17 protein-coding genes are annotated in these 21,025 nt (G+C 71.6%); 16 read left to right on the plus strand and 1 reads right to left on the minus strand.

Features of this window, described 5'->3' with window-relative positions; all coding sequences use genetic code 11:
* Positions 1 to 23 precede the first annotated feature (23 nt).
* The 7 genes from WD794_12650 (at position 24) to WD794_12680 (ending at position 9,571) form a co-directional block, all read left to right on the plus strand.
* Positions 24 to 869 (plus strand): maleylpyruvate isomerase family mycothiol-dependent enzyme, encoded by an 846-nt coding sequence (locus WD794_12650; protein MEX2291161.1) that lies wholly within the window; start codon positions 24 to 26, stop codon positions 867 to 869.
* Between the two features lie 33 nt (positions 870 to 902).
* Positions 903 to 2,135: a CoA transferase gene (locus WD794_12655; protein MEX2291162.1), complete on the plus strand. Its 1,233-nt coding sequence runs from the start codon at positions 903 to 905 to the stop codon at positions 2,133 to 2,135.
* Positions 2,136 to 2,166: 31 nt separating this feature from the next.
* Positions 2,167 to 2,610: an ester cyclase gene (locus tag WD794_12660; protein MEX2291163.1), complete on the plus strand. Its 444-nt coding sequence runs from the start codon at positions 2,167 to 2,169 to the stop codon at positions 2,608 to 2,610.
* A 67-nt stretch (positions 2,611 to 2,677) separates the two neighbouring features.
* The gene (locus tag WD794_12665) at positions 2,678 to 4,192 is read left to right on the plus strand and encodes an AMP-binding protein (protein MEX2291164.1); all 1,515 of its coding nucleotides are present in this window, start codon (positions 2,678 to 2,680) and stop codon (positions 4,190 to 4,192) included.
* Positions 4,185 to 4,985 (plus strand): citryl-CoA lyase, encoded by an 801-nt coding sequence (locus WD794_12670; protein MEX2291165.1) that lies wholly within the window; start codon positions 4,185 to 4,187, stop codon positions 4,983 to 4,985. The genes WD794_12665 and WD794_12670 overlap by 8 nt, the downstream gene beginning before the upstream one ends.
* 47 nt (positions 4,986 to 5,032) lie before the next feature.
* Positions 5,033 to 8,020 carry an excinuclease ABC subunit UvrA gene (gene uvrA / locus WD794_12675; GenBank protein ID MEX2291166.1) on the plus strand — a complete coding sequence of 996 codons (2,988 nt, stop codon included), beginning with the start codon at positions 5,033 to 5,035 and terminating at the stop codon, positions 8,018 to 8,020.
* 114 nt (positions 8,021 to 8,134) lie between these two features.
* Complete coding sequence (locus WD794_12680) at positions 8,135 to 9,571, plus strand: hypothetical protein (GenBank protein MEX2291167.1); 1,437 nt, start codon at positions 8,135 to 8,137, stop codon at positions 9,569 to 9,571.
* 32 nt (positions 9,572 to 9,603) lie between these two features.
* Here WD794_12680 and WD794_12685 read toward each other — a convergent pair whose 3' ends face one another.
* On the minus strand, positions 9,604 to 10,050 hold the full coding sequence (locus tag WD794_12685; GenBank protein ID MEX2291168.1) for an SsgA family sporulation/cell division regulator: 447 nt from the start codon (positions 10,048 to 10,050) through the stop codon (positions 9,604 to 9,606).
* Positions 10,051 to 10,119: 69 nt separating this feature from the next.
* On the opposite strand from WD794_12685, the gene uvrC reads away from it, so the two are divergent.
* The 9 genes from uvrC to WD794_12730 all read left to right on the plus strand — a co-directional run bounded on the left by uvrC (position 10,120) and on the right by WD794_12730 (position 21,008).
* Entirely contained in the window at positions 10,120 to 12,162 is a 2,043-nt protein-coding gene (gene uvrC, locus WD794_12690; protein ID MEX2291169.1) for an excinuclease ABC subunit UvrC, read from the plus strand.
* A 34-nt stretch (positions 12,163 to 12,196) separates the two neighbouring features.
* Positions 12,197 to 13,072 (plus strand): RNase adapter RapZ, encoded by an 876-nt coding sequence (rapZ, locus tag WD794_12695; GenBank protein ID MEX2291170.1) that lies wholly within the window; start codon positions 12,197 to 12,199, stop codon positions 13,070 to 13,072.
* A complete protein-coding gene (gene yvcK, locus WD794_12700; protein MEX2291171.1) occupies positions 13,069 to 14,091 on the plus strand; it encodes a uridine diphosphate-N-acetylglucosamine-binding protein YvcK in 1,023 nt (340 codons plus the stop codon). Before rapZ ends, yvcK begins: the two co-directional genes overlap by 4 nt.
* Positions 14,082 to 15,092 (plus strand): DNA-binding protein WhiA, encoded by a 1,011-nt coding sequence (gene whiA, locus WD794_12705; GenBank protein MEX2291172.1) that lies wholly within the window; start codon positions 14,082 to 14,084, stop codon positions 15,090 to 15,092. The genes yvcK and whiA overlap by 10 nt, the downstream gene beginning before the upstream one ends.
* Positions 15,093 to 15,162: 70 nt before the next feature.
* Positions 15,163 to 16,101, plus strand: a complete 939-nt coding sequence (locus WD794_12710; GenBank protein MEX2291173.1) for a hypothetical protein — start codon at positions 15,163 to 15,165, stop codon at positions 16,099 to 16,101.
* A 106-nt stretch (positions 16,102 to 16,207) separates the two neighbouring features.
* Positions 16,208 to 17,212: a type I glyceraldehyde-3-phosphate dehydrogenase gene (gene gap / locus WD794_12715; GenBank protein ID MEX2291174.1), complete on the plus strand. Its 1,005-nt coding sequence runs from the start codon at positions 16,208 to 16,210 to the stop codon at positions 17,210 to 17,212.
* Positions 17,213 to 17,215: 3 nt separating this feature from the next.
* On the plus strand, positions 17,216 to 18,418 hold the full coding sequence (locus tag WD794_12720; protein MEX2291175.1) for a phosphoglycerate kinase: 1,203 nt from the start codon (positions 17,216 to 17,218) through the stop codon (positions 18,416 to 18,418).
* Positions 18,419 to 19,192, plus strand: coding sequence for a triose-phosphate isomerase (tpiA, locus tag WD794_12725; GenBank protein MEX2291176.1), 774 nt, complete (start codon positions 18,419 to 18,421; stop codon positions 19,190 to 19,192). It begins immediately after the preceding gene.
* Between the two features lie 187 nt (positions 19,193 to 19,379).
* Positions 19,380 to 21,008, plus strand: coding sequence for an ABC transporter substrate-binding protein (locus WD794_12730; GenBank protein ID MEX2291177.1), 1,629 nt, complete (start codon positions 19,380 to 19,382; stop codon positions 21,006 to 21,008).
* The last annotated feature ends 17 nt before the right edge of the window (positions 21,009 to 21,025 follow it).

Below are 21,025 nucleotides of genomic sequence, written 5' to 3' on the forward strand. Positions count from 1 at the left end.
CGAAGATCCCGATAGGAGCGCACATGACCATCACGCCGCCTGCACCGACACGCATCGACGTCACGACGTTCTCCGGCAAGGACCATCTGCTGGGTCTCATCCGCGAGGAGTACTCGCACACCCTCGAGATGGTGACAGGCACGAGCGAGCAGGAGTGGGACCTGCCCACCCCCTGTTCGATGTGGCAGGTCCGGGACCTCGTCGGGCACCTGCTCGACGTCTCCTTCTCCTACATCGGCTACTTCAAGCAGGGCGAGCGGGGCTGGCCCACCCAGGAGCCCAAGGGCATGCGGGCCTACGGCGCGGGGCTGGGCAAGAGCGCGCTGCTCCACCACGACCTGGACAAGTGGGAGGCGCTCAGCCGGCTCGACGCCTGCAACGAGCTGCTCTTCGGCTATTTCGACAAGCTGACCGAAGACGAGTGGTCCGGTCGCCTGGTGCCGCACGGCTGGGTGGGTCCCGTCCCCGCCTTCATGATGGCGGCCTTCCAGCTGATGGACTACTCGGTGCACAACTGGGACTTCCGCAAGGCGCTGGGCCGGGAGGCAACGGTGCACGCGGACTCAGCGAACACTCTGACGCCCTTCATGTTCGGCCTGATGCAACTGTGCTTCGCCCCCGAGGTGGCCGGCGACCTCGACCTGACCGTCTGCATCGAGATCTCGCCGGCCGAGGGGGACGTCTGGACGGTGCGGATAGCCGACGGTGCACTCACCTACGAGCCGGGCCGTCCGGCGGCTCCTGACGCCACCTTCACCTTCGGCTGCGCCGAGTTCTGTCTCGACGTCTACCAGCGGATCCAGGGCGGACAGGCCACCGGCAAGGCGGAGAGCATCGAGGCTTTCCGGAAGCTGTTCTTCACCATCTGAGGCCCGTACGACCCTCGAGGAGTTCCTGTGACGATGACGGCTGCAGACGGCGGTCCACTGCCCGAAGCGGCCGGTCCACTGGGCGGTGTGCGGGTCGTGGAGGTCGGGAGCCTGATCGCCGGCCCGTTCGCCGGCCGGATGCTCGCGGACTTCGGCGCCGAGGTCGTCAAGGTGGAGAATCCGGCGCGACCGGACCCGCTCCGGCAGTGGGGGGCACCGGACGAGCACGACCGGACCTCCTGGTGGGCGGTGCAGTCACGGAACAAGAGCTGCGTCACGCTGGACCTGGGCAGCCACCGCGGGCGAGAGCTGTTCCTGGACCTGGTCGGATCCGCGGACGTGCTGCTGGAAAATCTCCGGCCCGGCAGTCTGGAGGACCTCGGACTGGCTCCGGAGGTTCTGCTCGAGCGCAACCCCCGGCTCGTCCTGGCCCGGGTTTCCGGCTTCGGCCAGACCGGGCCGGACAGCGGGCGGGCCGGCTACGCCTCCGTGGCCGAAGCGGTCGGGGGGTTGCGGCATCTCAACGGTTTTCCGGACCTGCCGCCACCCCGGACGGGCCTGTCGCTCGGGGACAGCCTGGGGGCGCTGTTCGCCGTGCAGGGGATTCTCACCGCCCTGTACTGGAGGGACGCCCGCGGGGGATCCGGCCAGGTGGTGGACTGCTCGCTGGTCGAGGCCTGCTTCGCCATGCTGGAGAGCGTCGTTCCCGAATACGCCGCCACCGGCAACGTGCGGGGACCCTCGGGGACCCGCCTGGACGGCATCGCGCCCTCCAACATCTTCCGGACAGCCGACGGCACCTGGATGGTCGTCGCCGCCAATCAGGACACCGTCTTCACGCGGTTGTGCACCGCCATGGGCCGGCCCGAGCTGGTCGAGGACCCCCGCTTCTCGACGCACCAGGCCCGCGGCCGGAACCAGGAGGAGATCGAGGATGTGGTCGCTCAGTGGTGCGCGAGCTACGACAGCGGCGAGTTGAGCAAGCTGCTGGACGAGTGCGGCGTGCCCTGCGGGCCCGTCAACAGCGTGGCGGACATCTTCGCCGACCCGCTCTTCCGCCAGCGGGGGATGCTGTTGTCGGTCCCGGACGACCAGGGCGGCGAGGTCGTGATGCCGGGCATCGTGCCCAAGCTGACGCGTAGCCCCGGACACGTGAGGTGGGCCGGGCCCTCGGTCCCCGGACGTGACAACGAGGCGGTGTTCGGCACCCTCCTGGGCCTGGCAGACCATGAGCTGGCGGACCTGGCCCGCGAGGGGGTCATCTGATGTGCCCGTTGCGCGCTGACACCTTCCCCGCATGGTGACCCGCGCGTCGGCCCTGGACACGTTCTCGGTGTGGCACGTCGCCCACGAACAGCGGGACCTGGACGGGCTCCGGGGCGTCCTGGACGACGACGTCGAGGTGCACTCCCTGTTCCGACCGGCGCCGGTGCGCGGCCGCGACCTCGCCGTGGACCACTTCTCCCACACGATGCGGACCTTCGCCGACCTCGCCATGCCTGTCGTGGCCGGGCCGGCCGCTGCCGACAGCGGCGTCGTCTTCGCCGAGGTGGAGTTCGCCGGGACGTTCACCGGGATGTTGCAGTGGGCCGGGACGGCGCACATCGGCCAGGCCCAGGCCTTCCGGGTCGACGGTGCTGTCGTCCTGCACACGGACGGCGGGCGGGTGTGCTCGGTGCGGACGCTGTTCGACCGGGACGCCTGGCTGCGCCAGATCGGCGTGCTGCCGGGCTCCGCATGACGCCCCGTGGACCGGGCCCGTCCGGCTCCGGCAGACCGTGCACGCGTCCTCGACCAGGAAGGCCACCATGGCAGGCGACCTGCTGACGATTCCCGAATTCCTCGAGCAGGGAGCGAACCGCTGGCCCGACGCGCCGTGGTGGCTGGCCGGCGAGCCGGTCCCGGTCAGCCGGGCAGCGGCGTATGAGTCGGCGCGTCGGGTGGCCGGCGGGCTGCGGGCCCTCGGCGTCGAACCCGGAGACCGCGTCGTGGTCGTGCTCCCGAACGGCCTGGACTTCGTGCGGGCCTGGTTCGGGACGGTGCTGGCCGGCGGCGTGGTGATCGGTGTGAACCCTGCGGCGGCCGCCGCCGAACTCGCTGCCGTCGTGGCGAAGGCGGCGGCATCCGTGGTCGTCGCGGACGAGCAGCGTCCGCTGCCGGCCGGCGTCCGGACCGTCGAGGTGGGCGATCTGGACGCGGCCTCCCCGTTGGCCCCCGTCACCACGTCCCCTGAACAACCGGCATCCTGCATCCAGAGCAGCGGCAGCACCGGGGAGCCGAAGTTCGTCGTCGAGACCCATGCCATGTACACGGCGGCGGCCGAGGGGTTCCCGTTCTGGCTGGGGCTGACGGAGGACGACGTGCTGCTCACGACGCTTCCGCTCTCGCACCTGAACGCGCAGGCGTACTCGACCCTGGGCTCCTACGGCGCCGGTGCGCGGCTCGCCCTGCTGCCGCGCTTCTCGGCAAGCAGCTTCTGGGACCAGGTCCGCCGGTACGGCGCGACCCAGTTCAACGCGATCGGGGCCATGGTGGAGATCCTCATGGCGCAGCCGCCTTCGCCGGCGGAGCGGGACCACAGCATGCGGCTGTGCTACTCCGCGCCGGCCCCGACGGAGCAGCGCCACCGGGAGATCGAGGAGCGGCTCGGTCTCCGCCTCGTCATCGGCTACGCGCTGTCCGAGACGCCGTACGGCCTCATCTCGCCCGTGGACCGGCCTGCCGTGTACGGCTCGATGGGCCGCCCGCGACAGCATCCGCGGCTCGGTGAGGTCAATCACGCGCGGGTGGTGGATGGGGTGGGTCGGGACGTCGCCCCTGGGGTCGTGGGGGAGCTCCTGCTGCAGAACCCGTTCACGACACCGGGGTATCTCGACCAGCCCGAGGCCAGCGCACAGATCATGCGCGACGGCTGGCTGCGCACCGGTGACCTGGCATCCTGCGACGCCAACGGGGACTACTACTTCGCCGGACGTCTGAAGGAGACGATCCGGCGCCGTGGGGAGAACCTGTCGCCGGCCGAGGTCGAGAACGTCATCGAGGCGCACCCCGCGGTCACCTCGAGCGCCGTGATCGGGGTGCCGTCGCCGTTGACCGAGGAGGACATCAAGGCCTTCGTCATGCTGCGGCCGGGCGCCTCCCTGTCCCCCGACGAGCTGGTGAACTGGTGGTCCGACCGCCTGCCGCCCTACAAGCGGCCGCGGTACCTCGAGTTCGTCGACGGCTGGCCACTGACCGAGACGCAGAAGATCGCCAAGACCAGGCTCCCGCGGGAGCGGACCGCGGCCGAGGCCGACCTCCAGAAGGGCCCGATCCATGCCTGAGCAGCCGCCGTTCCGCAGCGACATCGCCAGCTCCACCGCTGACACGATCACGGTTCGGGGCTTCGACCTCACCGAGGAACTGATGGGACACCTCGACTTCGGGTCGATGTGCTTCCTGCTGCTGTCCGGGCGGCAACCCAGTGACGCCGAAGGCCGGCTGTTCAACGCGGTCCTCGTGGGCCTCGCCGAGCACGGGCTGACGCCCAGCGCGATCGCCACCCGGCTCACCTTCACCGGTGCACCCGAGGCCGTGCAGGGGGCCGTCGCTGCCGGCATCCTCGGGGCCGGCTCGGTCTTCCTCGGCGTCGTGGACGACGCGGCGCGGATGCTGCAGTCCGCCGGGCCGGACCCGGCGGCGGACAGCACTTCGCTGCGCGCCCTGGCGGAGGAGATCGTCGACCGCTTCCTGGCCAGTGGGGCCGAGCGGCTACCCGGGGTGGGTCACCCGATCCACCGCAACGGCGACCCGCGCACGGTCCGCCTGTTCGGGCTGGCCGACGAACTCGGCGTGGCCGGTCCCCACATCCGCCTGATGGAGGCCGTGGGGCAGGCCATGACCGACCGCAGGGGCGGCTATCTGCCGGTGAACGGCGCCGGCGCCTCGGCCGCTGCCCTGTCCGATCTGGGCCTGCACTGGCGGGTGCTGCGCGGTGTCGCCGTCATCGCCCGGACCGGTGGCCTGGTCGGTCACCTCGAGGAGGAGCGGGTCCGGCCGATCGGGGCGGGTCTGTGGCGGTGGCTGGACGACGTGGCGGTCGCCAACAGCGCTGCTGCCCACGTGGGGGAGCGTTAGCCTTGGAGGAGCCGGGCCCCTCCGGCACTGCCTCCTGATGGGACCCGATGGCCGACCGCCTCGTCGTGCGTGGCGCGCGTGAGCACAACCTCAAGGACGTCTCGCTCGACCTGCCCCGCGACGCCCTGATCGTCTTCACCGGGCTCTCCGGCTCGGGCAAGTCCAGCCTGGCGTTCGACACGATCTTCGCCGAGGGCCAGCGCCGGTATGTCGAATCCCTGTCGGCGTACGCCCGGCAGTTCCTGGGTCAGATGGACAAGCCCGACGTCGACTTCATCGAGGGCCTGTCACCGGCCGTCTCCATCGACCAGAAGTCCACCAGCCGCAATCCCCGCTCGACGGTGGGCACCATCACCGAGGTCTACGACTACCTGCGCCTGCTCTATGCCCGGGCCGGCACCCCGCACTGCCCCCAGTGCGGCCGGGTCATCGCCCGCCAGCAGCCCTCCCAGATCGTGGATCGCGTCCTCGAGCTCGAAGAGGGCACCCGCTTCCAGGTGCTCGCACCGGTCATCCGCGGCCGCAAGGGGGAGTACGTCGATCTGTTCGCAGACCTGCAGACCAAGGGCTACAGCCGCGCGCGGGTCGACGGCGTCGTGCACTCCCTCGCCGAGCCGCCCAAGCTCAAGAAGCAGGAGAAGCACACGATCGAGGTGGTCGTCGACCGGCTCACCGTGAAGGAGTCGGCCAAGCGGCGGCTGACCGACTCGGTCGAGACCGCTCTCGGTCTCGGCGGTGGCCTGGTGGTCCTGGACTTCGTGGACAGACCGGAGAGCGACCCGGAGCGCGAGCGGACCTTCTCCGAGCACCTCGCCTGCCTGTACGACGACCTGTCCTTCGAGGAGCTCGAGCCGCGGTCGTTCTCCTTCAACAGCCCCTACGGCGCGTGCCCGGAGTGCCATGGCCTCGGCGTGAAGAAGGAGGTCGACCCGGAGCTCGTCATCACCGACGAGGAGGCCAGCTTCGAGCAGGGCCTCATCTCTCCCTGGAGCAGCGGCCACAACATCGAGTACTTCGGCCGGCTGGTGCAGGCGCTGGGCGACGCCCTCGGCTTCACCCTCAAGACGCCGTGGAAGAAGTTGACCGCCGCGCAGCAGAAAGCCGTCCTCTACGGCCATCCCACCGAGGTGCACGTCCGCTACCGCAACCGGTACGGCCGCGAGCGCAGCTACTACACCGCCTTCGAGGGTGTCATCCCGTTCCTCGAGCGGCGGCACGCCGAGGCCGAGTCCGAGACCAGTCGGGACCGCTTCGAGGGCTACATGCGTGAGGTGCCCTGCGCCGTCTGCGCGGGCGCGCGGCTGAAGCCCGAGGTGCTGGCGGTCACCCTGGGAGACCGGTCCATCGCCGAGGTCGCGGCGATGTCGATCGGCGACTGCGCCGCGTTCCTGCGCGACCTCGAGCTCACCGACCGGCAGCAGGTCATCGCGGCTCGCGTGGTCAAGGAGGTGAATGCCCGGCTGGGCTTCCTGCTCGACGTCGGGCTGGACTACCTCTCGCTCGACCGGGCCGCCGGCACCCTCGCCGGGGGTGAGGCCCAGCGGATCCGGCTGGCCACCCAGATCGGTTCCGGGCTGGTCGGCGTGCTCTACGTCCTGGACGAGCCGTCCATCGGTCTGCACCAGCGCGACAACCGGCGACTGATCGACACGCTGCTGCGGCTCAAGGCGCTCGGCAACACGCTGATCGTGGTCGAGCACGACGAGGACACCATCCAGACGGCTGACTGGGTGGTCGACATCGGTCCGGGTGCCGGCGAGCACGGCGGTCAGGTGGTCGTCTCCGGCTCCGTCGAGGAGCTGCTGGCCAGTCCCGACTCGATCACCGGCATGTACCTCTCCGGCCGTCGTGAGATCTCGGTGCCGGAGGTCCGCCGACCACGCACCAAGGGCCGTGAGCTGACCGTGGTCGGCGCCCGCGAGCACAACCTGCGCGACGTCACGGTGTCCTTCCCGCTCGGCCAGCTGGTCGCCGTCACCGGGGTCTCCGGCTCGGGCAAGTCGACGCTGGTGAACGACATCCTGGCCGCCGTCCTGGTCAAGCAGCTCAATGGCAACCGCGAGGTGCCCGGGCGGCACACCCGGGTCACCGGCCTGGAGCACCTCGACAAGGTCGTGCGGGTCGACCAGTCGCCGATCGGCCGCACGCCGCGGTCGAACCCGGCCACCTACACCGGCGTCTTCGACCACATGCGCAAGCTGTTCGCCGAGACCACCGAGGCCAAGGTCCGCGGCTACCTGCCCGGCCGGTTCTCCTTCAACGTCAAGGGCGGCCGCTGCGAGGCCTGCTCCGGCGACGGCACGATCAAGATCGAGATGAACTTCCTGCCGGACGTCTACGTGCCGTGCGAGGTCTGTCACGGCGCCCGCTACAACCGCGAGACGCTCGAGGTGCACTACAAGGGCAAGTCGATCTCCGAGGTGCTCGACATGCCGATCGAGCAGGCCGCGGAGTTCTTCGAGGCGGTGCCGGCGATCCGGCGGCACCTGACCACGCTGGTCGACGTCGGCCTCGGCTACGTCCGGCTCGGGCAACCGGCGCCGACGTTGTCCGGCGGTGAGGCGCAGCGCGTCAAGCTCGCTTCCGAGCTGCAGAAGCGACAGACCGGCCGGACGGTCTATGTGCTGGACGAGCCGACGACCGGTCTGCACTTCGAGGACATCCGCAAGCTGCTGGGCGTCCTCGGCCGGCTGGTCGACCAGGGCAACAGCGTGCTGGTGATCGAGCACAACCTCGATGTCATCAAGACCGCGGACTGGGTCATCGACATGGGCCCTGAAGGTGGCTCCGGCGGCGGCACAGTCGTCGCCGAGGGAACGCCGGAGCAGGTAGCGACGGTGCAGGCCTCGCACACCGGTCGCTTCCTGGCCGAGATCCTGGCCGGTCGGGGGACCGGCCACCTGTCCCCGCCCGGCGAGCCACCGGCGCCCGGTGACGCCCGGGCCGGCGCCCGGACAGCCCCGTCCGGGACATCGACAGGCCCGGCCAAGGCACCCGGCAGGACGGTCCGCGCGAAAGCCTCCGCCCGCGTCTGACGGGGCTCGCCGGCTCTTCCCCTCCGGCGGCCGGCCCGCACGGTCGCGCAGGAACACCGCCCGTGGCGGCGAACCAGGACCAGAGTCCCGTCCCCTTCCGAGCTGGAGAGCCCCGTGTCGCCTGCTTCCCCCGTCCGCCGCTCGCGCCGCGCGGCGCTGCTCGCCGTGACCGGCCTGCTCCTGAGCGGGGGAGGCGTGCTGGCCTTCTCCGCGATCACTCCGGTCGAGAGCACCGAGGGGGCGCACTCGAGCAAGGCCGGCACGGTCACCGCCCTGGAGGCCCAGCGTGCAGCCGTGCAGGATGCGATCGGACGCAGCGACAACGGCAGTGGCCCGGGTTACTACGCCTCGGACAGCGTGCGCTTCGTCAAGAACATCCGGGAGGCCGCCGACGGCGTCGGTGCGCGGGTCGTCGGCGACATGCTCTACGTCACGACGACCAAGGACCTGCAGATCTACGACATCTCCGAGCCGACCAACCCGGTCCGGCAGGGGCTGACGACGGTCGATGTCGAGTTCGAGAACGAGCAGGTGCCGACCGACGGGCGGATCCTGGGCATCTCGGCGCAGACCAGCAGCGTCACCACGCAGGCCGCGCCGTGCCTGGCCGACCTCGAGGCCAGCCGCGGCTGCCTGCTGCTGTTCGACGTCCGGGACGCCACCGCCCCGAAGCTGGTCCAGAGCATCAAGAGCGCCGGCGACCACACCTCCACCTGCCTCACGGTCCAGGGCCAGACCTGCGCCTACATGTACGGGTCGTCCGGCAGCATCAGCGACATCCGCGCCGCGCTCACCGACCCGACCCCGATCGTCGAGTCGAAGGTCAACTGGATCACGGCGCTGCACTCCCAGCTCCGGGAGCAGGGTTGGACCGAGACGCTGCCGACCCGCACCCACCACCAGACCGAGGTCCGCCCCGGGCAGCTGCTGACCGCGTCGGTGCCGCAGATGCTCATCTCGGTGAACGCCCGGGACGGCGGCTGGCCGGAGGCCCCGAAGCTGCTCGCCTTCGCCAGCCACCTGACGGCGCCGGACGGCCAGAAGCGCTTCACGCACAGCGTCGAGTGGCCCCAGGCGGGCGCCAGCAAGATCATGATGAGTGGTGGCGAGACGAATGCCCGGCCGACCTGCGGTGAGAACAACGGCGCGTTCTCGACCTTCACGGTGAAGGGCGGCAACAGCAGCTCGCCGATCTTCACCTACGCCGACCAGTACAAGCTGCAGATGGGCGACTACGAGGACGGCAACACGCCGCCCGGCGGCTACAAGCTGGGCTGCTCCGTCCACTGGTTCCAGCAGCAGCCGTCGTTCAAGGACGGCGGCACGGTCGCGCTCGCGGCCTACGAGAGCGGCACCCGCTTCCTGGACGTCGCGAACAACGGAGCCATCACCGAGCAGGGCTTCTTCCTCCCGCTGGACAGCAGCGCCTCGGCCGTGCACTGGGCGCCGGACGGCAGGACGCTGTACGTCATCGACTACCTGCGCGGCATCGACGTGATCACCTATGACGGCGCCGCGGGCAGGGGCGGCCGGGCGGTCCTGCAGCGGTAGGCCGCAGGGTCCCCCCGCCGGGCGGCACGCGTTCAGGGGCCCGGCGGGGCCTGCCTGCCGAGCAGCCGCAGGAGCAGTGCGTCGATCGCCTCCTCGCTGCGCTCGGTGCCACACGGCACGGCATGTTCGGTCCGGTCCAGGAAGTCACGGGCCACCGCGCGCGGCACCGACACGCATGCCGCCCGGCCCGGACGTGCCAGCTCGAACCACACCCGGTCGCGCAGTTCGTCCGGCCGGATCCGCACCGCGCCGTCCCCGGTCGGCTGGTCCAGCCCGTAACGCAGGAAGTCGCGCAGGACCACCCAGGAGCCGCGGGGAAGGGCCGGGTGGTCCGGCTGCGCCGTCAGCAGCAGCTCGACCGCCAGCGGCTCGGCCGCTGTCCATCGCAGCCGCAGGATGGTGCGGCGCCCGCGGCCGGAGTGCCCGCCGTCGAAGATCACCACGTCGGCGGTGACCGGCTCGGACGGCGGCAAGGGCACCAGGACAGGGTGGCAGCCGTCACCTCAGGCGGCTCCGCGGGGGTGCCCCGCCGACGTAGGCTCGCGTACGTGGCAGATCCCGCGTCGTACCGTCCGGCGCCGGGCACGATCCCCGTCTCGGCGGGTGTCTACCGGTTCCGCGACGCGACCGGCCGGGTCGTCTACGTCGGCAAGGCCAAGAGCCTGCGCAGCCGGCTGAACAGCTACTTCGCCGACCTCTCGGCGCTGCACCCGAGGACCCGCCAGATGGTCACGACGGCGACCTCGGTCGAGTGGACCGTCGTGCAGACCGAGGTCGAGGCGCTGCAGCTGGAGTACTCCTGGATCAAGCAGTACGACCCTCGGTTCAACGTGAAGTACCGCGACGACAAGAGCTACCCGTCGCTGGCCGTGACGCTGCACGAGGACTTCCCGCGGTTGCAGGTCATGCGCGGCCCGAAGAAGAAGGGCGTGCGGTACTTCGGCCCCTACGCCCACGCGTGGGCGATCCGGGAGACGCTCGACCTGCTGCTGCGCGTCTTCCCGGCCCGTACCTGCTCCAACGGTGTCTTCCGGCGGGCCGGGCAGGTCGGCCGCCCGTGCCTGCTGGGCTACATCGACAAGTGCTCGGCCCCCTGCGTCGGCAAGATCGACCGGGAGCAGCACCGGGCGGTCGTCGACGACTTCTGCGACTTCATGGCCGGCCAGTCCGGCCGCTTCGTCAAGCGGCTCGAGCGGCAGATGGCCGCGGCGGCGGCCGCGCAGGACTACGAGCGGGCGGCCCGGCTCCGCGACGACATCGGTGCCCTGACCCGGGCGACCGAGAAGCAGGCGGTCGTGCTCGCCGACGGCACCGACGCCGATGTCGTCGCGGTCGCCGAGGACCAGCTCGAGGCGGCGGTGCAGGTCTTCCACGTCCGTGGCGGCCGGGTTCGTGGCCAGCGCGGCTTCGTTGTGGACAAGGTCGAGGAGCTGACGACCGGCGAGCTGGTGGGGCAGTTCCTGGCCCAGGCGTACGGCGCGGATCCCGACGTCGAGGAGCTCGAGGTGGATCGGCGGATGACCCCCGGCGGCGGCGTCACGCTGCGGGACATCGACGACGTGCCTCGCGAGGTGCTCGTGCCTGCCCTGCCCCCGGACCTGGACGTGCTGCAGTCCTGGCTGTGCGACCTGCGCGGTACCAACGTCCAGATCCGGGTGCCACAGCGGGGCGACAAGCGCGCCCTGCTCGAGACGGTCGGGCGCAACGCGACACAGGCCTTCGCGCTGCACAAGACCAAGCGGGCCAGCGACCTGACCGCGCGGTCGCTGGCCCTGTCGGAGCTCCAGGAGGCGCTGGACCTGGCCGAGGCGCCCCTGCGCATCGAGTGCTTTGACGTCTCGCACGTGCAGGGCACGAACGTCGTCGCCTCGATGGTGGTCTTCGAGGACGGGCTGGCGCGCAAGAGCGAGTACCGCCGCTTCGCCGTGCGCGGCTCCGACGGCATCGACGACACCGCCTCGATGCGGGAGGTGATCCGGCGGCGCTTCGCGCGCTACCTCGACGAGCGGTCGGAGACGGGGCAGCTCGACGACACCGGCTCCGAGCGGCCGGGCATCGATCCGGAGACCGGTCGCCCCCGGCGCTTCGCCTACCCCCCACAGTTGGTCGTCGTCGACGGCGGCCAGCCGCAGGTGGCCGCGGCGCAGAGCGCGCTCGACGAGCTCGGCATCGACGACGTCGCCCTCGTCGGTCTGGCCAAGCGGCTGGAGGAGGTCTGGGTGCCGGCCTCGCCGGACCCGGTCATCCTGCCGCGCACCAGCGAGGGGCTCTACCTGCTGCAGCGGGTACGCGACGAGGCACACCGCTTCGCCGTCGCCTACCACCGCCAGAAGCGGTCCAAGGCGATGACCGCGTCGGCGCTGGACGGGATCGCCGGGCTGGGGGACACCCGGCGCAAGGCGCTGCTGCGACACTTCGGCTCGCTCAAGCGGTTGAAGGCCGCCACGATCGATGAGGTGATGGAGGTACCAGGCATCGGAAAGCGCACCGCAGAGGCGGTCCTGGCGGCGGTCTGCGCCGCTCCCGAGCCCAGGACGGCGGAGGCCGGGGCGCCGGCGTTCGACCCGGTCACCGGCGAGGTGCTGGCATGACGGCATCACAGGCCGGCACCACCGGGGGCGGCGTATGACGACGGCCGCGGGCCTGCAGCTCGTCGTCGTCACCGGCCTGTCCGGCGCCGGGCGCTCCACGGCCGCCAAGTGCCTCGAGGATCTCGGCTGGTTCGTCGTGGACAACCTGCCGCCGTCGCTGCTGCCGACGATGGTCGACCTGGGTTCCCGCTCGCAGGGCGCCGTCGGCCGGATCGCGGTCGTCGTCGACGTGCGCTCGCGCGCCTTCTCCTCCGATCTGCGCACCGCGCTCGAGGAGATCGAGCGGCACGGCGTCCACGCCCGGGTGCTCTTCCTCGAGGCCGGCGACGACGTCCTGGTGCGCCGGTTCGAGAGCGTCCGCAGACCGCACCCGCTGCAGGGCGACGGCCGGCTGGTGGACGGGATCCTGCGCGAGCGCGGGCTGCTGCGCGACCTGCGCGGCGGCGCCGACCTGGTGCTCGACACCAGCGTACTCAACGTGCACGAGCTCCGCGGGAAGGTCGCGGCCGCCTTCGGGGACGCCAGCGACGGCACCCGGCTGCACCTGACGGTGCTGTCCTTCGGCTTCAAGTACGGCCTGCCGGTGGACGCCGATCTGGTTGCCGACGTCCGCTTCCTGCCGAACCCGCACTGGGTGCCGGAGCTGCGCTCGCACACCGGCAAGGACGCCCCCGTCCGCGAGTTCGTGCTGGCCCAGGCCGGCGCCACCGAGTTCCTCGACCGGTACGAAGGGCTGCTGCGCCTGGTGTTCGAGGGCTACGAACGCGAGGGCAAGCACTACGCCCTGCTGGCCCTGGGCTGCACGGGCGGAAAGCACCGCAGCGTCGCGCTGACCGAGCAGCTCGCCGCGCGGCTCGGCGGCGACGGCATCGACGTGCAGGTGGTCCACCGCGACCTGGGACGCGAGTGAGCGGGCGGCACGCGGCCGGTTCGCCCGGCCCCGTCGACGGCCCGCGCGTCGTCGCGCTCGGCGGCGGACACGGCCTGGCCGCGTCACTGCAGGCCCTTCGACGGGTCACCCCGCACCTGACCGCTGTCGTCACGGTTGCCGACGACGGCGGCTCCAGCGGACGGCTGCGAAGCGAGCTCGGCGTGCTGCCCCCCGGCGACCTGCGGATGGCGCTCGCCGCGCTGGCCGGCGACGACGACTGGGGCCGCACCTGGGAGACTCTTCTCCAGCACCGGTTCGAGGGCGACGGGCCGCTGGCCGGGCACGCCGTGGGCAACCTCGTGCTCGCCGGGCTGACGGGCACGACCGGTGACCCGGTGACCGCGCTGGACCTCACCGGGGCGTTGGTCGGCGCGGTGGGCCGGGTGCTGCCGATGAGCCGCGCACCACTCGAGATCGTCGCCCAGGTGCTGGGTCTGCACCCGGAGGATCCGGGCGAGCCGTCGGAGGTGGTCGGCCAGGTCGCCGTGGCGACGACCACCGGGACCGTCGCCGCCGTCGAGCTCCGCCCCGCCGACCCGCCGGCCTGCGAGGAGGCGGTGCAGGCCGTGCAGGAGGCCGACTGGGTCGTCCTCGGCCCCGGGTCCTGGTTCACCAGCGTCCTGCCGCACCTGCTCGTACCGGGCCTGCGGGAGGTGCTGATCACCACCCGCGCCCGCCGGCTGGTCTGCCTCAACCTGGCCGAGCAGGCCGGAGAAACCGATGGTTTCTCACCCGAGGCACACCTCGACGCGCTGGTCGCTCATGCGCCCGACCTGCGGCTCGACGTGGTTCTGGGCGACCAGGACGCGGTGGGCGAGCCACATGGTCTGATGTCCGCAGTCGCCGCGGCCGGGGGCCGCCTGGTACTCGCGCCGGTCGCCCGCGACGACGGCACGCCCCGACACGACCCGGACCGGCTGGCCGCCGCGCTCGGTCACGTCCTGGCGGACGATTCCTCTGCAGACAGTTCGACCCCGGAGGCACGTGCATGGCGATGACCGCAGCGGTCAAGGACGAGCTGTCCCGGCTCACCGTGACGCGGCCCTGCTGCCGCAAAGCAGAGATCTCCGCCCTGCTCCGCTTCGCCGGCGGGCTGCACCTGGTCGGGGGCGGTGGGCCGGGTGGTCCCGGCAGCAGGATCGTGGTGGAGGCCGAGCTGGACACCGGCTCGACGGCCCGCCGACTGCGCAAGGAGCTGGCCGAGGTCTACGGCCACGCCAGCGACGTCCACGTCGTCGCCGCCGGTGGCCTGCGCAAGGGCAACCGCTATGTCGTCCGCGTCTCCAAGGACGGCGATGGGTTGGCTCGCCAGGCGGGCCTCGTCGACGGGCACGGCCGCCCGGTGCGTGGCCTGCCGCCACAGGTCGTCAGCGGTGGCACCTGCGACGCGGCAGCCGCCTGGCGCGCGGCGTTCCTCGCCCACGGCTCGTTGACCGAGCCGGGCCGGTCCTGCTCGCTCGAGATCACCTGCCCCGGTCCGGAAGCGGCCCTGGCGCTGGTCGGCGCCGCCCGCCGGCTGGGCGTGGCGGCCAAGGCGCGCGAGGTGCGGGGGGTGGACCGCGTCGTCGTCCGTGACGGCGACGCGATCGGCGTGTTGCTCACCCGGCTGGGTGCGCACGAAGCGGTGCTCGCCTGGGAGGACCGGCGGATGCGGCGCGAGGTCCGGGCCACCGCCAACCGACTGGCCAACTTCGACGACGCGAACCTGCGCCGCTCGGCCCGTGCGGCCGTGGCCGCCGGCGCCCGCGCGGAGCGCGCGCTGGCGATCCTCGGCGACGACGCGCCCGAGCACCTGCTGCTGGCCGGCCGGCTGCGCCGCGAGCACGCCAACGCCTCCCTGGAGGAGCTGGGTGCGCTGGCCGACCCCCCGATGACCAAGGACGCCGTGGCCGGACGGATCCGGCGCCTGCTGGCGATGGCCGACAAACGGGCCGCCGAGCTCGGCATCCCCGACACCGAGTCGAGCGTCACGCCGGAAATGCTCTCCGACAGCCCGTGACGCCTTGCCCTTGCGTCCTGCTCAGCGGAGCAGCTCGAGCGGGGCGCAGCATGACGCAAGGGGGAGGGGGATGAGCGCGGCTGCGCGGGCGGCGCGACGGGGCCGCGCCCCCGGCACACCGCCGACCATGGCGCTGGCCGGCCCGGTGGACCCCGCACCGCTGCGCGCCGCCGGTTGGTCCCTGCGCGGGGTGCTCTCGGCCGACCCGTACCTCGACCGGTGGGACGCCGCCACCTACGTCGAGCCGGCCGAGGTGTCCGGGGACCCGCTGCTGGACGGGGTTGCCGTCGACGGCGACGACCGCGACCTCGCGGTGCTGCTGCCCGAGCTCCGTGAGAGCGGGCTGCTGCTGTTCCTGCCGACCGCCGCCCCGCTCGACCCCGATGTCGTACGCGCCGCGCGGGCCGTTCCGGAGGCTGCCGACGTGGTGGTCGGGCTGGTCGCCCGCTGGGAGCCGTGGGCGCGGGTCGTGGCGGCCGCGCTGCCGCTCGCGGCCGGGCCGCCGGTGCAGGTGACCGTCCGCGGCTGGCCGCGCGGACGCCAGGCGGCGGCCGAGCTGGTCGACCTGACAGCGTCCTGGTGCGGCGAGGTGGCCGCGGTGGCCGCGGCACCGGCGCCGCTGCCGGCCGGCGAGCTGCCCGGCGGCACCCCCGTGTCGTGGGCGCTGCTGACCGGTTCCGGCGCCACCGTGCTGGTCAGTCACGAGGGGCCGGCACCGCTGGTACGGCTGTCCTTCGCCACCGCGCGGCTGGAGGCGGGGCCGGGCGGGGCGTGCTGGGAAGGCGGCGCCGTGCTCCCGCTGCCGCCGCCGTCGCCGTGGGCGCCCCCCGGGGTGCACCCAGGGCTGGTGGCGGCGGCCGCCGCGCTGGCGCAGGCCACCGGCGGCCGGGACGTGCCCGCGCAGGTGTGGCCGTGGGCGGCCGATCTCGGTGACCTGCTGGTCGTCGCCCGGGTGCTCGAGGCGCTCCGCACGTCCGCCCGCACCGAGTCGCTGGTGGCTGTCGCCTGACCGACGCCCGCTCGTCCACCTGCCCGACCCGTGCTGACTCGTGCGTCCGGCTCGGCTAGGTTCGGCTCCGGGACCGACAGCGCCGTCGAGCAGAGGGAGCACCACAGTGACCGTCCGCGTGGGAATCAACGGCTTCGGCCGGATCGGCCGCAACTTCTTCCGAGCAGTCCAGGCCAGTGGTCAGGACGTGGAGATCGTCGCGTTCAACGACCTGGGCGACATCACGACGATGGCCCACCTGCTCAAATACGACTCCATCCTGGGCCGGTTCCCCGGCGTCGTCGAGGTGACCGGCGACGGCCTCAGCGTCGACGGCCGCACCGTGCGGGCCCTCGCGGAGCGCGACCCGGGGGCGCTGCCGTGGGGCGATCTGGGCGTCGACATCGTCGTCGAGTCCACCGGCTTCTTCACCAAGGCCTCCGATGCGCGCAAGCACGTCGACCAGGGGGGCGCGAAAAAGGTCATCATCTCGGCACCGGCCAGCGACGAGGACGTCACCATCGTCATGGGCGTCAACCACGACCGGTACGACGGCAGCCAGGTCGTCGTGTCCAACGCCTCGTGCACCACCAACTGCGTCGCGCCGATGGCCAAGGTCCTGCAGGACTCGTTCGGTATCGAGCAGGGCCTGATGACGACGATCCACGCCTACACCGCGGACCAGCAGCTGCAGGACATGCCGCACAAGGACCTGCGCCGGTCCCGGGCCGCCGCTCAGAACATCATCCCGACCAGCACCGGCGCCGCCAAGGCGACCGCACTCGTCCTGCCCGAGCTCAAGGGCAAGCTCGACGGCATCGCCCTGCGCGTCCCCGTGCCGACCGGCTCGGTGACCGACCTGGTCGTCACGCTGACCAATCCGGCGTCCGCCGAGCAGGTCAACGCCGCGTACCGCGAGGCCGCCGACGGCCCGCTGAAGGGCTTCCTCGTCTACACCGAGGACCCCATCGTCAGCTCCGACATCGTCCAGAGCCCGGCGTCCTGCACGCTCGACGGCCAGCTCACGATGTCCAGCGGCAACTCGGTCAAGGTCGTCGGCTGGTACGACAACGAGTGGGGCTACTCCAGCCGCCTCGTCGACCTGGTCAGCCACGTGGCACAGACCCTCTAGCGGATGCGCCAGGCGAAGGACCTCGACGTCCGGGGCCGGCGGGTCCTCGTCCGTTGCGACCTCAACGTCCCGCTCGAGGACGGCCCGGGGGGCAGCAGGACGATCACCGACGACGGGCGGATCCGGGCCAGCGTCCCGCTGCTGCGGGACCTGCTGGACCGCGGGGCCAAGGTCGTCGTGGCGGCCCACCTGGGGCGGCCGGACGGCGCGCCCGACCCGGCCTTCAGCCTCGCGCCGGTCGGCGAGCGGCTGCAGGAGCTGCTGGGCGTCCCCGTCCGCATCGCCGAGGACGTGGTGGGGGAGTCGGCCGCCGAGGCCGTGCGCGCCGCCGAGGCCGACCGCGTCGTCCTGCTCGAGAACGTTCGCTTCGCGCCGGGCGAGACCAGCAAGGACGAAGCCGAGCGAGGCGCTTTCGCCGACCGGCTGGCCGGCCTGGCCGACCTCTACGTCGACGATGCCTTCGGCGCCGTGCACCGCAGGCACGCCAGCGTCTACGACGTCGCGCAGCGCCTCCCGCATGCGGCTGGGCCGCTCGTCGCCGCCGAGGTCGCGGTCCTCCGGCGGCTGACAGAGACGCCGGCCCGGCCGTACGTCGTGGTGCTCGGCGGGTCGAAGGTGAGCGACAAGCTCACGGTGATCGAGGCGCTGCTGCCCAAGGTCGACACGCTGCTCGTCGGCGGCGGGATGTGCTTCACCTTCCTCGCGGCACAGGGCCACGACGTCGGTTCGAGCCTGCTCGAGCCCGACCAGCTGGACACCTGCCGGGCCTTCCTCGAGACCGGCAAGGTGGTGCTGCCGGTCGACGTGATCGCGGCCGAGCGGTTCGCCGCCGACGCCGCCCACGACGTGGTCGACGCGACGGCCATCCCGGGGGACCGGATGGGACTGGACATCGGCCCGAAGAGCGTGCTGGTGTTCGCCGACGCGCTGGCCGGGGCGCAGACCGTCTTCTGGAACGGCCCGATGGGGGTGTTCGAGCTGGCGCCGTACGCCGAGGGCACCCGCGGGGTCGCCGAGGCCGTCGCGGCGCTCAGCTCGGGCGGCGAGACCGCGTTGACCGTCGTGGGCGGGGGCGACAGCGCCGCGGCCGTGCGGGCACTCGGTATCGACGAGGCGCGCTTCACCCACATCAGTACCGGGGGAGGTGCGAGCCTGGAGTACCTCGAGGGGAAGGCACTGCCAGGCCTCACCGTTCTGGAGGACTAGGTGGCCCGCGTGCCGCTGATGGCCGGCAACTGGAAGATGAACCTCAATCATCTCGAGGCCATCGCGCTGGTGCAGAAACTCGCCTTCAGCCTGACACCGGCCGACCACGACGCGGTCGAGTGCGCGGTCATCCCGCCGTTCGTCGACCTGCGCAGCGTCCAGACGCTGGTGGACGGCGACAAACTGCGGATCCGGTACGGCGCTCAGGACCTGTCGGTGCACGACGGCGGCGCCTACACCGGCGAGGTCAGCGGCGCGATGCTAGCCAAGCTCGGCTGCACGTACGTGCTGGTGGGCCACAGCGAGCGTCGGCAATACCACGCCGAGAGCGACGAGGTGGTGGCCGCGAAGGTGCAGGCGGCTTTGCGGCACGGGCTCACGCCGATCCTGTGCGTCGGTGAGGGCCTGGACGTCCGGCAGCGGGACGGGCAGGTCGAGCACTGCGTCGCGCAGGTGGCCGCGGCGCTGAAGGGCGTGCCCGCCGAGCAGGCCCGCACCCTGGTGCTGGCCTACGAACCGGTCTGGGCGATCGGCACCGGTGAGGTGGCCACCCCGCAGGACGCCCAGGAGGTGTGTGCCGAGGTGCGCCAGACGCTCGCCCGGCTGTACCCGGGCGAGTTGGCGGACGGCGTAAGGGTGCTCTACGGCGGCTCGGTGAAGTCCTCGAACGTCGAGGCGCTGATGGCCCAGCCGGACGTGGACGGCGCGCTGGTCGGTGGCGCGAGCCTGGATGCCGAGGAGTTCGCCGCGCTGTGCCGCCTCTCGGCCGGCTGAGGGATCACACCCCGGCCACTGCGTCACGGCCCCATCACGATTCGGTGCGGGAGTCGGCAGGTCGCCCCGTCGGGTCACCTGCGGGTGCTTAGACTCCGCCATTCCAGCCGGGCGGTGTGCCCGGACAGATCGGTACTCCCGCGCGCGGGAGAAGGAGGAACAGCCGGTGCAGGTCCACAGGAAGAGAATGCGTGTCAGCGCCTCGCTGCTCGCGCTCGCGCTCGCCGCGACGGCGTGCGGCGGCGGCGGCGGCGGCGAGGGTGAGGATGTCAGCAGCGACGAGGGCCAGAGCGGCGGCACCTTCTCGATGTACATCGGTGAGCCCGAGAACCCGCTGATCCCGAGCAACACCAGTGAGACCGAGGGCGGCCAGGTCGTCGACGCGCTCTTCACCGGGCTCGTGACCTACGACGCCGACAGCTCCGAGCAGCAGATGGACGGTGTCGCGGAGTCGATCGAGTCCGAGGACTCCAAGACCTGGACGATCAAGCTCAAGGACTGGACGTTCCACGACGGCACCCCTGTCACGTCCGACTCCTTCCTTCAGGCCTGGAACTTCGCGGCCCTGTCGACCAACGCGCAGGGCAACTCGTACTTCTTCGGCAACGTCGAGGGCTATGACGACCTGCAGGCCGAGGAGGGCAAGGAGCCGGCGGGCACCGAGTTGTCCGGCCTGAACAAGGTCGACGACAAGACCTTCGAGGTCACGCTCAAGGAGCCGTTCCGGCAGTACCCGATCACCCTGGGGTACTCAGCGTTCTACCCGCTGCCCGAGTCGTTTTTCGCCGACAAGGCCGCGCAGGATGCCTTCGGCAAGAAGCCGAACGGCAACGGCCCCTTCAAGGCCGACACCGAGCTCGTGCCGGGGCAGGGCATCACCCTGAGCCGCTTCGAGGACTACCCGGAGGACAAGGCCAAGGCCGACTCCGTCGAGATCAAGATCTACACCGAGGTCAACACCGCCTACACCGACGTGCAGGGCGGCCAGCTCGACATCGTCGACACCATCCCGCCGGACGCCATCAGCACGGCGCCCGACGAGTTCGGCGACCGCTACATCGAGCGGCCCAGCTCCAGCTTCCAGTACATGGGCTTCCCGACGTACGACCCCCGTTTCGCCGACCCCAAGGTCCGCCAGGCGTTCTCGATGGCGGTCGACCGCAAGGGCATCACGGAGGCCATCTTCAACGGCACCCGCCAGCCCGCCTACTCCGCCATTTCCCCGGTCGTGGACGGTCACCGCGAGGACGCCTGCAAGTACTGCGAGTACAAGCCGGACGAGGCCAAGGCGCTGCTCGAGCAGACCGACTTCGACACCAGCAAGCCGGTCGACTTGTGGTTCAACGCCGGCGCCGGCCACGACGAGTGGGTCCAGGCCGTGGGGAACAACCTGCGCGACAACCTGGGCGTCACCTACAAGCTCCAGGGTGGTTTGCAGTTCGCGGAGTACCTCCCGAAGGCCGATGACAAGGGCTTCACCGGGCCGTTCCGGCTCGGCTGGGCGATGGACTACCCGAGCCCGCAGAACTACCTCGAGCCCCTCTACAGCACCGGCGCGCTGCCGCCGAACGGCTCGAACACCGCGTTCTACTCGAACCCGGAGTTCGACAAGCTGGTCAAGGAAGGCAACACGGCCGAGGACAACGACGAGGCCGTGACGAAGTACCAGGAGGCCGAGGACGTGCTGCTGGAGGACATGCCGATCATGCCGATGTTCTTCGGACTGGTGCAGGGCGTGCACTCCGACAAGGTCAGCAACGTGAAGATCAACGCGTTCACCCGGGTCGTCCTCGAGGACGTCACGGTCAACCAGTAGTGCGCGGCCGGGGGCGG

Source organism: Mycobacteriales bacterium, from assembly GCA_040902655.1.
Taxonomy (GTDB): Bacteria; Actinomycetota; Actinomycetes; order Mycobacteriales; family SCTD01; genus SCTD01.